Below are 11558 nucleotides of genomic sequence, written 5' to 3'. Positions count from 1 at the left end.
TGGTTATTTGCGGTCCTTGAGCGGCACGAACTTCAGGTCTTCGGGGCCTGTGTAGTTGGCGCTCGGACGGATGATCTTGCCGTCGATGCGCTGCTCGATGACGTGGCTGGACCAGCCCGAGGTGCGGGCGATCACGAACAGCGGGGTGAACATGGCGGTGGGCACGCCCATCATGTGGTAGCTGACGGCGCTGAACCAATCGAGGTTGGGGAACATCTTCTTGATGTCCCACATCACGCTTTCCAGGCGCTCGGCGATGTCGAACATCTTGCTGTTGCCCTGCTCGGCGGACAGCTCGCGCGCCACTTCCTTGATCACCTTGTTGCGCGGGTCCGCCACGGTGTAGACCGGGTGGCCGAAGCCGATGACCACTTCCTTCTTCTCCACGCGGGCGCGGATATCGGCCTCGGCTTCGTCCGGGTTGTCGTAGCGTTTCTGGATCTCGAAGGCCACTTCGTTGGCGCCACCGTGTTTCGGGCCACGCAGCGCGCCGATGGCGCCGGCGATGCAGGAATGCATGTCGGAACCGGTGCCGGCGATCACCCGCGAGGTGAAGGTGGAGGCGTTGAATTCATGCTCGGCATACAGGTTCAGCGAGGTGTGCATGGCGCGCACCCAGGACTCGCGGGGCTTTTCGCCGTGCAGCAGGTGGAGGAAATGGCCGCCGATGGAGTCATCGTCGGTTTCCACCTCGATGCGTTTGCCGTTGTGGCTGAAGTGGTACCAGTACAGCAAGGCCGAGCCCAGGGACGCCATCAGCTTGTCGGCGATGTCGCGGGCGCCGGGGTGGTTATGGTCGTCCTTCTCGGGCGACACACAGCCGAGCACCGACACGGCGGTGCGCATCACATCCATCGGGTGGGCCGACGGCGGCAGTTGTTCCAGGGCGGCCTTCAGCGCCGCCGGCAGGCCGCGCAGGGCCTTGAGCTTGGCCTTGTAGCCGGCCAGCTCGGCCACGTTGGGCAGCTTGCCGTGGACCAGCAGGTGGGCGATCTCTTCGAATTCGCAGCGGTTGGCGAAGTCCAGCACGTCATAGCCACGGTAGTGCAGGTCATTGCCGGTGCGGCCGACGGTGCACAGGGCGGTGTTGCCGGCGGCGGTGCCGCTCAGGGCCACGGATTTCTTCGGCTTGAAGCCGGGGGTGGTCGCTTCGGGGGTCGCGCTCATCGCATGTATCTCCTCATCTGATCCGGATGATGGTGCTTTTATTGTTCTGCGGTGGCCGCCGGGCGGCCCATGGGCCCACCCGGAACGACCGCTCGATCACTTCTTGCCGGCGGCGAACAGCGCATCGAGCTTCTGCTCGAAGGCGTGGTAGCCAATACGGTCGTACAGCTCCGCGCGGGTCTGCATCAGCTCGATCACGTCCTTCTGGTGGCCGTTCTGGCGGATCGAGGTGTAGACGGCTTCGGCGGCCTTGTTGGCGGCACGGAAGGCCGACAGCGGGTAGAGCTGGATGGCCACGCCGACCGACGCCAGCTCATCGCGGGTGAACAGCGGGGTCGCGCCGAACTCGGTGATGTTGGCCAGCACCGGCACCTTCAGGGCGTCGACGAAGCGCTGGTAGGTCGGCAGGTCATAGGCGGCCTCGGCGAAGATGCCGTCGGCACCGGCTTCCACGTAGCGCAGGCAGCGCTCGATGGCGGCGTCCACGCCTTCGGCCTGGATGGCGTCGGTGCGGGCGATGAGGAAGAAGTCCGGGTCGGTCTTGGCGTCGGCAGCGGCACGCACGCGGTCGACCATTTCCTCGCAGGAGACGATCTCCTTGCCCGGACGGTGGCCGCAGCGCTTGGCGCCGACCTGGTCTTCGATGTGGGCGGCGGCGGCGCCAGCCTTGATCAGGTTCTTGACGGTGCGCTCGATATTGAAGGCGCTGGGGCCGAAGCCGGTGTCGATGTCCACCAGCAGCGGCAGGTCGCAGACGTCGGTGATGCGGCGCACGTCGGTGAGCACGTCATCCAGGGTGTTGATGCCCAGGTCCGGCAGGCCCAGCGAGCCCGCCGCTACGCCGCCACCGGAGAGGTAGATGGCCTTGTAGCCGGCGCGCTTGGCCAGCAGCGCATGGTTGGCGTTGATGGCGCCGATGACCTGCAGCGGGCTTTCCTCGGCAATGGCGTCGCGGAAGCGCAGGCCGGCGGATTTCTGACTCATGACTCACCTCGTTGTTCTTCTGGGAGTTTGGCGACGGCGCCCTGGTAGTGGCGCTCGATGTTGCGCTTGGAAGCGCCGATGTGACGGCGCATCAGCAGCTCGGCCAGCTCGCCGTCACGGTCGGCGATGGCATCGAGAATTCGGTGGTGCTCGGCGAAGGCCTGGCGCGGCCGGTTGGGCACGCTGGAAAACTGCAGGCGGTACATGCGCACCAGCTGGTAGAGCTCGCCGCAGAGCATGCGGGTCAGCGTCTGGTTGCCGCTGCCCTGGATGATCCGGTAGTGGAAGTCAAAGTCGCCTTCCTGCTGGTAGTAGCCGACGCCGGCCTGGAAGGCAGCGTCGCGCTCGTGGGTTTCCAGCACCGCGCGCAGATCGTCGATCTCCGCCTGGGTCATGCGCTCGGCGGCGAGGCGGCAGGCCATGCCCTCGAGGGATTCGCGGATTTCGTAGAGTTCGATCAGCTCGGCATGGCTGAGGGACACCACCCGCGCACCGACGTGGGGCACGCGAACCAGCAGCTTCTGCCCTTCCAGGCGGTGGATCGCCTCGCGCAGCGGGCCCCGGCTGATGCCATAGGCGCGGGCCAGCTCCGGCTCGGAGATTTTGCTGCCGGGCGCGATCTCGCCCTTGACGATGGCCGCCTGGATACGCCGGAAGACGTGCTCGGAGAGGGTTTCCGAGTCTTCGGCCTGGGTGACGGGTGCTTCTGCTGCATCAAGCATAATTGTCGACACATTGAAAAATCACCCCGCAAAATTAACGCCAGCAAGCAGTTCAGTCAAACCAAAACACAGCCATTGTCGACAATCGTCGTAGATCGCAAAAAATTCATTTGAACCCGTCACAGCCTTAACAAAGCGCCATAAGCGTCTGTCGCCCCGGAAAACCTGCGTGTTAGAATGCGCCGCTCATGCGCCTGGCGGGGCGCTGCTAGACTCGTACGCCAGGCGCCGAGGCCATCAGGCCAGGCATCGGGCATCAGCATCTCGAACGCTACCCAAGGACTCATGACTCTCAAGCCCTTCGCATTGCTCATATGCCTGCTAGCACTGCCAGGCCTCAGCCTCGCCGCCGACAGGACCATCTATGGTCTGAACGAATACGCCCGTCTTGACGGCCTCGACCTGGTGGTCGCCGCCAAGCTCGACACCGGCGCCAAGACAGCCTCCCTCAGTGCCCGCGACATCAAGCGCTTCAAGCGTGATGGCGAGACCTGGGTGCGCTTCTACCTGGCCATCGACGACGCCCATGCGCACCCCATCGAGCGGCCGCTGGCACGTATCAGCAAGATCAAGCGCCGCGCCGGCGACTACGATCCGGATGAAGACAAGACCTACACCGCGCGCCCGGTGATCGAACTCGATATCTGCATGGGCAGCGCCCTGCGCACGATCGAAGTGAACCTCACCGACCGTAGTGCTTTCCAATACCCGCTTCTGATCGGTTCCGAGGCGCTCAAGCGCTTCGATGCACTGGTCGACCCGAGCCTTAAATACGCTGCCGGCCAACCCGGCTGTGCCACTGACGCAAACTCTGCCGAGTAACTCACATGCGCTCTCTTACCCTGCATCTGAAAGTCCTGATCACCCTGCTGGTGACCCTGGGCATTCTGATAACGGCCTACCAGATCTTCATTCAGGGCATCCCGATCACCGAGGATGAGACCGACGACCTCTGGAACATCGACGCCAAGGTCGAATTCCAGGCCAGCCCGCGCGACCCGATCAAGGTGCAGATGTTCGTGCCGCCGCTGAACCGGGATTACGTCAGCCTCAACGAGAGCTTCATCTCCAACAACTACGGCGTGAGCATCAATCGCGTGGACGGCAACCGCAAGGTGACCTGGTCCGCCCGCCGCGCCAGCGGCAACCAGACCCTCTACTACCGCCTGGTGCTGACCAAGCGCTACAGCGGCGAGAAGCCCAAGGACAAGGGGCCGATCTTCCGTGACAGCATCCCGGTCGAGGGTGCCGAGAAGATCGCCGCCGAAGCCCTGCTGGCCCCCATCCGCCAGCACTCGGCCGACGTCGAGACCTTCATCAGCGAGACCATCAAGCGCACCAACAACCTGAACGACGACAACGTCAAGTTGCTGCTCGCCGGCGACCAGAGCACCTCGAACAAGGCCAAGGCCATCGAGCTGCTGCTGTCCATCGCCCACGTCCCGATGGAACGCGTGCACACCATCCGCCTCGCCGCCGACCAGCCGCAGAGCCCTGAGCTTTGGCTGCGCAGCTTCAACGGCGAGAACTGGCTGTACTTCAACCCGGATACCGGCGAACAGGGCCTGCCCGCCGACCGCCTGGTGTGGTGGACTGGTGACGACAACCTGATCACCGTCGACGGCGGCAAGAAGGCCCAGGTGACCTTCAGCCTGAACAACAGCGAGATGAACGCCATCCGCCTGGCCAAGCTGACCGACGAGAACACCGACGCCGACTTCCTCGAATACTCGCTCTACGGCCTGCCGCTGCAGACCCAGCAGACCTACCAGATCATGATCATGATCCCCATCGGTGTGCTGGTGATCCTGATCCTGCGCAACCTCGGCGGCCTGCAGACCCTGGGTACCTTCACCCCGGTGCTGATCGCCCTCGCCTTCCGCGAGACGCAGCTGGGCTTCGGCATCGCGCTGTTCACCATCATCACGGCGCTGGGTCTGTCACTGCGGTCCTACCTCGAACACCTGAAGCTGCAGATGTTGCCCAGGCTATCGGTGGTGCTGACGTTCGTGGTGATCCTGATTGCGGTCATCAGCCTGCTCAGCCACAAGCTGGGCCTGGAACGCGGCCTGTCCGTGGCGCTGTTCCCGATGGTGATCCTGACCATGACCATCGAACGCCTGTCCATCACCTGGGAAGAGCGCGGCGGTGGCCATGCCTTCAAGGTCGCCATCGGCACCCTGTTCGCCGCCACCCTGGCGCACCTGCTGATGACCGTGCCGGAGCTGACCTACTTCATCTTCACCTTCCCGGCCGTGCTGCTGATCATGGTGGGCTTCATGCTGGCGATGGGTCGCTACCGCGGCTACCGCCTGACGGAGCTGTTCCGCTTCAAAGCCTTCCTGAAGGACTGAGCCATGTTCGGCCTGATCAAGACGTGGAAAGCCCTCGAAGCCAAAGGCATCATGGGCATCAACCGTCGCAACGCGGACTACGTGCTGAAGTACAACAAACGGCACCTGTACCCGATCGTCGACGACAAGATCATCACCAAGATGCGCGCCATCGAGGCGGGCATCCACGTGCCGGAAATGTACGGGATCATTTCCACCGAGAAGGAAATCGACAAGCTCGACGAGATCATCGGCGAGCGCAACGATTTCGTGATCAAACCCGCCCAGGGTGCCGGCGGTGACGGCATCCTGGTGATCGCCGACCGCTTCGAAGGCCGTTACAAGACGGTCTCCGGGAAGATCATCAGCCACGAGGAGATCGAGCATCAGATCTCCTCGATCCTCACCGGCCTCTACTCCCTCGGCGGGCACCGTGACCGCGCGCTGATCGAGTACCGCGTGACGCCTGACCAGATCTTCAAGAGCATCAGCTACGAGGGCGTACCGGACATCCGCATCATCGTGCTCATGGGCTACCCCGTGATGGCGATGCTGCGCCTGCCCACCCGCCAGTCCAACGGCAAGGCCAACCTGCACCAGGGCGCCATCGGCGTGGGCGTGGACCTGGCCACCGGTGTCACCCTGCGCGGCACCTGGCTGAACAACAAGATCGCCAAGCACCCGGACACCACCAACGCGGTGGACGGCGTGCAGCTGCCCAACTGGGACGGCTTCATGAAGCTGGCGGCCGGTTGCTACGAGCTGTGCGGCCTGGGCTACATCGGTGTCGACATGGTGCTGGACCAGGAGAAGGGCCCGCTGATCCTCGAGCTCAACGCCCGCCCCGGCCTGAACATCCAGATCGCCAACGACTGCGGCCTCACCCATCGCGCCCACGCGGTGGAAGCCCGCATCGCCGAGCTGCAGGAAAAGGGCATCGTGGAAACGCCCGAGGAGCGCGTGCGCTTCTCCCAGGAACTGTTCGGCCACGTGCACCCCGCCGAACTCTGATCCGCCCTGCTGCAACGAAAAAGCCCGGCCATGTGCCGGGCTTTTTCATGCCAGGGATTCGGGGTAGAGGTGCTCAATCCGTGGGATGGGTAGTCCGTAGGATGGGTAGAGCGGAGCGAAACCCATCGCTGCGAGCTCGTCGGGTTGCACCCGACCTACGCCATCCCCCTCAGCCCCACTACCTGACGATCGCCAGCTCGAATGCCCCCTCGTCCACGTGCTCGTGCACCTGCATGCCGGCCTCGCTGACGGCCAGGTCCTGCATCGGGCGCTTGAAGGGCTTGTTGTCGAGGGTGTTGAGGCTGCGGTCCTCGTCGGTGGTGAGCAGCAGCGCGTAGCGCTCGCCCTGGTTGGCGCGGACCTGCACGGTGCCTTCGATGTAGGCGTAGCGGTACCAGGTCTCGCCATGCAGCTGGTAGACGGCGTCGCTCACCAGGCGCGTCGGGCGCTTGGCCTCGTCGAGGAAGAGGATCGAAGGATAGACCACCTGGCGGTTGGCGAAGCTGCGAATGCGCAGGCCATAGGCGCGCCCGGAACGCGGCAGCTTGAGGGCCGCGTAGTAGCTGCGCCCCATGGGGAAGGCGAAGCTGGGGGAGAAGCGGTTGAGTTCCTCGTAGCGCGGCTCCTCGGCGGAAAGCTCGGTGAAATCGCCCTCCGGCAACTGCCCGCAGCACTGGTCGACCAGCCCCTGGTAGAGCGACTTGCCCCGCTCCTCGCTGCCCTCCAGCAAGGCCTTCATCGCCTCGCTGGGCTGGCCATCCAGCGACGGCAGGATGGCGGCCTTGCGCTCGAACTCCACCTGCCGGCTTTCGGTGTAGGCCACCGGTTGCCCAACGCCCTCCTCCGCCTGGGGTTCGTCCCCCTTGGCCGGCACCCTGGAGTTGTGGGTACGGCCCTGCTCGTCCACCCAGGTGAAATAGCCCGCACCGTTCTCCGGTCGCGAATAACCGCGCCCTTCCAGCACATCGGCATCGATGTATTCGGTGGAGCGGGCGCCGCTGGGCAGCAGGTAGTCGCGCTGCCCCGCCGGCACCTGGCCCGCGGCATAGAAGCTGTTCTGCAGGTTGCCGCTGGCATCCACCCAGGTGAAGTAACGACGCTTCTGCTCGCCACCGCTGTTGCTGCCTGGCCAGCCCGTAGCGCCCTGCTCCTGCAGGCGCGCCAGGTCGCTGCGGCTGATGCGCTGGGCCGCCTGGCGCTGCTGCTCGCCGTAGCGCTCGCCGACGAAGCTGTTGTGCACCCGGCCGTTGTCGTCGATCCAGGTCAGGTAGCGCCCGCTGGCGGCCTGGACCTGGGGCTGGATCGCCAGGGCGGTGATGAGGCAAAGCGCGGCACGGGTCTTCATCAGAAAGTCGTCGTGTAGGTCATGGCCACGATGTAGGCCTTCACCGAGGTCGTCACGTCCTGGCCCGCATAGGGGTTGTAGACCAGGTTGTCGATGCCGGTGCAGTTGAGGTTGCAGCTGGTATTGGCTCTGGTGGTCTGCGAGGTGACGAAGTAGTTGAAGCCGATATCGATGTTGGTGTCCTTGTCCCAGCGATAACCCAACCCAAGGCCATAGAGCTGGGCATCGCCGATGGGCGCCAGCACGTCGGCCTTGTTGCCAGGGATGGCCGAGGGGCGCCACTCGTAGCCCGCGCGCAGGGCCAGGCGGTCGGTGACGTCGTACTGCGCGCCCACCGCCCAGCTCCAGGTATCGCGGTAGCCGCGATCCAGGGTCAGGGTGGTAGCCGTGGCCTTGCCGCCGCCGAAGTTCTTGGCGATACGCAGCACGTCCAGCTCACGGTCGAACTCGATCTCGAACTCGTTCCAGTCGCTGTAGCCGCTCCATTTCAGGTCGGCGTTGAACTGCCAGCGCTCGAAGGGCCTGATCTTGATCCCGGTGGAGAAGTTGTCCGGGTAGGTCATGGTCAGGCTGGCATTGCCCACTTCCTCGTCGACATTGCCGTAAGGGAAGAGCGGGCTGAGGATCTGCCCGAAAATCGCGCCCTGGAAGCCGGTCCAGAACCCTTGCCAGTCCTTGGAGTAATCCACCCGGTACTTGCCCTGGAGGTGCATGCGTGCCTCGCTCTGGTAGGTAGCGCCCCAGGCGAACCAGTCGGTGGGCTCCCAGAGCACGCCGATGTTCCAGGTGGGCGACAGCGATTGCTGCAGGTCCAGATCGATATTGGCCAGGGTATCGAAGGGGCCGAATCGACCACCGCATACGTTGATGATCGTGCCAATCATCTCTTCCAGCCCGGGCTCGCAGAGCACCTTGTTGAGCAAGCCCACCAACCCGGTAAGCATGCTCGGATTACGGAAGTCCTCGTTCAACGCCAGGGCCTGATGGGAGAAGCCCACCGACAGACCCACCGCCAGTTCGTCGTTCACCTGGTAACCCACGGAGGGCGAGAAATAGGTGATGCGCTGGATCGCCACCTCGCGCCCCTGGTAACGGCCCGGATCACTGTCCGAGTCCCGTGAATAGCCCAGGGCCATGGGGGCATAGACGTTGGTGGCGAAGGTGAACTTGGAGCCCGGCGGGTTGATCGACAGGCCCGCCAGGGGGGCCACCAGCAACGGCATGTCGGTCATGCCGCCCATGCCGGGTAGGTACATGGCCGGGGTCAAAGTGCGGCTGCTGGAGTTGGCCACGGGGTCATCGGTGAACCCCATGACGTTGTAGCCCTCCGGCGCATCGAACTCGGCGCGGATATCCATCACCCCGGCGATCATCTTCACCGTGGTCTGGCGGCCCTTGAGCTTGGTCAGCGCCGCCGGGTTGTAGTGCACCGCGTCGATCCCGGTGGAGTCGGCGGTCACGGCATTGGCCATGGCCATCGCCTTGGGGTTGCCAATGGTCAGGTCGTTTGCCAGCTGCGCCTGCACGCCAGCCGCCCAACCAGCCCCCAACCCCGCCAGCACCAGGGCCAGCGGCGAAATTCGCATCGTCATGTCGTCGCCTCGCCGGTTACTGGGCCTTCAGGCCCTTGATGTCCAGAGGAACGGAGAACCCCAGCATCACGTCCGGGGAGTCCTCGGTCATGCCGAAGCCGGCGTTGATGTTGACGATGTAGTCGGGAGAGGTCCGCAGGCCGAGCGAGAAGTTCATGATCGCGCTGGTCTGCTCGGTGCCTTCGACCTCGGTGTCGCCGAAGGTGTAGGTCGGCTTGGTGCTGTAGGCCATCTGGTAGGAGGTGGCCAGGGACACGTCGTAGGACAGCGCATAGGCGAAGCCCATGCTCAGGGACAGGGTGTTGCCCGGGTCCACATCCTCCAGCAGGCGGCCGCCGCGGTTCTGGTGGATGTTGTGCACCGGCATGTTGTAGGTGTATCCGACCGAGCCGAACAGCACGACCGGGTCGATCACGTAGGAGGTGTTGGCCCCCACGCCCAGGCTGTAGTAGCCGTTGCCGGTGGACAGGTCCGTCTCGTTGTTGATGTCGAAGGGGCTCTCGCCGGTGGGCAGGCCGAGGGTGGCGAACAGGGTGGTGACCGGGCGCCCGCGGGTGGCGGACCAGGGCTGCCAGCGCAGGCTGCCGGAGACGTCGCCGAGGCTGTAGACGTTGACGTCGCGCTCGGTGTCGTACTTGGCCACGAAGGGCAGGCGCACGCTGAAGGTCAGGTTGTCCCAGATGCCGTAGTCGAAGGTGAAGGAGTTGGTGAAGGTGTGCTGGGCTTCGCTGCGGGGAATCACGCTGTAGACGTTGGTGCCGGTGCGGACCTGTTCGATCTGCACATCACGCACCAATGAATAATCGAAGCCGTAGGTGAGCGTGCGCTCGCCTTTCTTCAGCAGGGTGTAGCTCTTCTCCGAGGCCTGGAATACCTGCTCCAGCGCCTTGGCGCTGTCGGCATCCCCTTCTTTCTTGGTCAGCGCCTCACGCGCATCGTCCACCGAGCTCTCCTCGGCCCACAGCGGCCCACAGGCGCCCAGCGCCAGCACGGCCAGCCATGCGTATCCCCTCACTCCCATGGCACCTTTACCCCTGGTTTTATTCTTACTTATGCGGGTTTTCTTATTTGCGTCTTATGTACTGGATGTCGCCTCCCGAGCCCAACTGGTCGATCTGGTTCTCGGTGAATTTGGTGATCTGCGGGAACTGCTGGAACGCCAGCAGGCTGACGGTGCGATCGTCCACCAGGCGCAGGTCGCGCTCGGTCAAGGCCATGGCGTTTGGCGGTTCGTTGCCTGTCGGGTAGATCACAAACAGCACGTTCCCATCCCACACCTCCTCGAACCGGGTGCGGGTGAAGCTGATGTTTCCCAGGGCGGGATCAGCGATGAACACGTGATCGTTGTAGACGTCGCGCACCACTACGAAATGCTTGAAACCACCGTAGTGAATAGGCACCAGCGCGGGGTGTTCCAGTTGGTCGAGGTCCTCGAACTCGGCCCGGAATCCTCCGCTCTTGTAGCCCAGCGCCCCCACGAAGCGTTTCATGTCCAGCAGCGAGAAACCGCGTCGTTCGACGATCTTGTCGGCCTCGCCATAACGCAACAGCCCTTCCATCACCTGGCGCTCCTCGAGGTTGCGCCCGAGGTAGTAGTCCAGCAGCCCGGTCAGCGCGGCGGAACCGCAGCTGTAGTCATAGGCCTGCCGGATGACGTTGCGGAACTGCAGCTGGCTCATGGGCTCCGGATTGACGGTCTCCCGGTAGGGACCGTTGGGCACCATGGCCTGGGTGATGTTCACGGAGCCCTTGGGCTGTGGCTTGGTGTCCACGGCCTGGGTGAATCCGAACAACCCCAGCAGACTGCCGACCAGGATCTCGATCATTGCCGTTCCGAATACAGGGCTTACGAAAGAAAGGCCCGCCGGCCGGAGCCGGCGGGACCTTCCGCATCACAGGATGGAGCGACCTATCAGTGGCCCCAGACCTTGATGGTGGTACCGGCCAGGTTCAGGTCGCTGACGGCCAGGGAACCGATGCTGGCGGCAGAGGCGTCGCCCATGCGGATGGCACCGACGCTCAGCTCGCCAGTGATGGTCGGCAGGGTGATCTGCAGTTTGTCGCTGGCACCGGCACCGCTGCCACCGTCGATCACGTCAACCAGGATCGGCGCGCTGTCGGAGATGTTGAAGCCGGAGAAGGCGATGGTTTCAAGGCGCAGGCTGCCGGTGGCGCTGCCTTCCTTGTCGTTGTAAACCACGCTGCCGATGGTGCCGTTGAAGTTACCGGAGATGCTGATGCCATCCTGACCGGTAACGCTGGAAAGAGCGGAGTCATCCATGGCTTTCAGGTCGGCCTGGGCCATGAAGGGAGCAGCGAGCACAGCAGCGGCGAGAGCCAGTTGTTTGAAGCTTTTCATTGTTGTTATCTCCAAGGTTCACAGGTGGGTTGCCCCGGGGGCCTG

The 11558-nt window shown here is 64.0% G+C and carries 11 protein-coding genes; 3 read left to right on the top strand and 8 right to left on the bottom strand.

Annotated elements, in window-relative coordinates:
* Positions 1-3: 3 nt before the first annotated feature.
* The 3 genes from prpC to PI990_RS10565 form a co-directional block, all read right to left on the bottom strand.
* Positions 4-1167, bottom strand: coding sequence for a bifunctional 2-methylcitrate synthase/citrate synthase (prpC, locus tag PI990_RS10575; protein WP_271660566.1), 1164 nt, complete (start codon positions 1165-1167; stop codon positions 4-6).
* A gap of 96 nt (positions 1168-1263) precedes the next feature.
* Positions 1264-2151: a methylisocitrate lyase gene (gene prpB, locus PI990_RS10570; protein ID WP_021220324.1), complete on the bottom strand. Its 888-nt coding sequence runs from the start codon at positions 2149-2151 to the stop codon at positions 1264-1266.
* Positions 2148-2873 (bottom strand): GntR family transcriptional regulator, encoded by a 726-nt coding sequence (locus tag PI990_RS10565; protein ID WP_184489306.1) that lies wholly within the window; start codon positions 2871-2873, stop codon positions 2148-2150. Before PI990_RS10565 ends, prpB begins: the two co-directional genes overlap by 4 nt.
* A gap of 285 nt (positions 2874-3158) precedes the next feature.
* On the opposite strand from PI990_RS10565, the gene rloA reads away from it, so the two are divergent.
* The 3 genes from rloA to PI990_RS10550 are packed head-to-tail and all read left to right on the top strand — an operon-like array spanning position 3159 to position 6217.
* Complete coding sequence (gene rloA, locus PI990_RS10560) at positions 3159-3695, top strand: retropepsin-like aspartic peptidase RloA (RefSeq protein WP_271660565.1); 537 nt, start codon at positions 3159-3161, stop codon at positions 3693-3695.
* A 5-nt stretch (positions 3696-3700) separates the two neighbouring features.
* Complete coding sequence (rloB, locus tag PI990_RS10555) at positions 3701-5227, top strand: osmotic stress tolerance membrane protein RloB (protein ID WP_021220327.1); 1527 nt, start codon at positions 3701-3703, stop codon at positions 5225-5227.
* A gap of 3 nt (positions 5228-5230) precedes the next feature.
* Positions 5231-6217 carry an alpha-L-glutamate ligase-like protein gene (locus PI990_RS10550; protein ID WP_043243282.1) on the top strand — a complete coding sequence of 329 codons (987 nt, stop codon included), beginning with the start codon at positions 5231-5233 and terminating at the stop codon, positions 6215-6217.
* A 178-nt stretch (positions 6218-6395) separates the two neighbouring features.
* On the opposite strand, the gene PI990_RS10545 is transcribed toward PI990_RS10550, so the two are convergent.
* The 5 genes from PI990_RS10545 to PI990_RS10525 all read right to left on the bottom strand — a co-directional run bounded on the left by PI990_RS10545 (position 6396) and on the right by PI990_RS10525 (position 11513).
* Positions 6396-7562, bottom strand: coding sequence for a MalM family protein (locus tag PI990_RS10545; RefSeq protein WP_271660564.1), 1167 nt, complete (start codon positions 7560-7562; stop codon positions 6396-6398).
* Complete coding sequence (locus tag PI990_RS10540) at positions 7562-9154, bottom strand: outer membrane protein transport protein (RefSeq protein WP_271660563.1); 1593 nt, start codon at positions 9152-9154, stop codon at positions 7562-7564. The genes PI990_RS10545 and PI990_RS10540 overlap by 1 nt, the downstream gene beginning before the upstream one ends.
* A gap of 16 nt (positions 9155-9170) precedes the next feature.
* Positions 9171-10175, bottom strand: a complete 1005-nt coding sequence (locus PI990_RS10535) for a transporter (protein WP_271660562.1) — start codon at positions 10173-10175, stop codon at positions 9171-9173.
* Between the two features lie 43 nt (positions 10176-10218).
* Complete coding sequence (locus PI990_RS10530) at positions 10219-10980, bottom strand: C39 family peptidase (RefSeq protein WP_021220332.1); 762 nt, start codon at positions 10978-10980, stop codon at positions 10219-10221.
* Positions 10981-11066: 86 nt separating this feature from the next.
* Positions 11067-11513 (bottom strand): DUF6160 family protein, encoded by a 447-nt coding sequence (locus tag PI990_RS10525; RefSeq protein WP_021220333.1) that lies wholly within the window; start codon positions 11511-11513, stop codon positions 11067-11069.
* Between the last annotated feature and the right edge of the window lie 45 nt (positions 11514-11558).

This window comes from Pseudomonas sp. TUM22785, assembly GCF_028198105.1.
Lineage (GTDB): Bacteria > Pseudomonadota > Gammaproteobacteria > Pseudomonadales > Pseudomonadaceae > Metapseudomonas > Metapseudomonas solani.
This window is presented reverse-complemented; position numbering and strand designations above follow the sequence as displayed.

Excerpts from the sequence above, each read along its gene's own strand:
- prpC (WP_271660566.1), bottom strand. The coding sequence starts at position 1,167 with ATGAGCGCGACCCCCGAAGCGACCACCCCCGGCTTCAAGCCGAAGAAA.
- PI990_RS10530 (WP_021220332.1), bottom strand. The coding sequence starts at position 10,980 with ATGATCGAGATCCTGGTCGGCAGTCTGCTGGGGTTGTTCGGATTCACC.
- rloA (WP_271660565.1), top strand. The coding sequence starts at position 3,159 with ATGACTCTCAAGCCCTTCGCATTGCTCATATGCCTGCTAGCACTGCCA.
- prpB (WP_021220324.1), bottom strand. The coding sequence starts at position 2,151 with ATGAGTCAGAAATCCGCCGGCCTGCGCTTCCGCGACGCCATTGCCGAG.
- PI990_RS10535 (WP_271660562.1), bottom strand. The coding sequence starts at position 10,175 with ATGGGAGTGAGGGGATACGCATGGCTGGCCGTGCTGGCGCTGGGCGCC.
- rloB (WP_021220327.1), top strand. The coding sequence starts at position 3,701 with ATGCGCTCTCTTACCCTGCATCTGAAAGTCCTGATCACCCTGCTGGTG.
- PI990_RS10550 (WP_043243282.1), top strand. The coding sequence starts at position 5,231 with ATGTTCGGCCTGATCAAGACGTGGAAAGCCCTCGAAGCCAAAGGCATC.
- PI990_RS10540 (WP_271660563.1), bottom strand. The coding sequence starts at position 9,154 with ATGACGATGCGAATTTCGCCGCTGGCCCTGGTGCTGGCGGGGTTGGGG.
- PI990_RS10565 (WP_184489306.1), bottom strand. The coding sequence starts at position 2,873 with ATGCTTGATGCAGCAGAAGCACCCGTCACCCAGGCCGAAGACTCGGAA.
- PI990_RS10545 (WP_271660564.1), bottom strand. The coding sequence starts at position 7,562 with ATGAAGACCCGTGCCGCGCTTTGCCTCATCACCGCCCTGGCGATCCAG.
- PI990_RS10525 (WP_021220333.1), bottom strand. The coding sequence starts at position 11,513 with ATGAAAAGCTTCAAACAACTGGCTCTCGCCGCTGCTGTGCTCGCTGCT.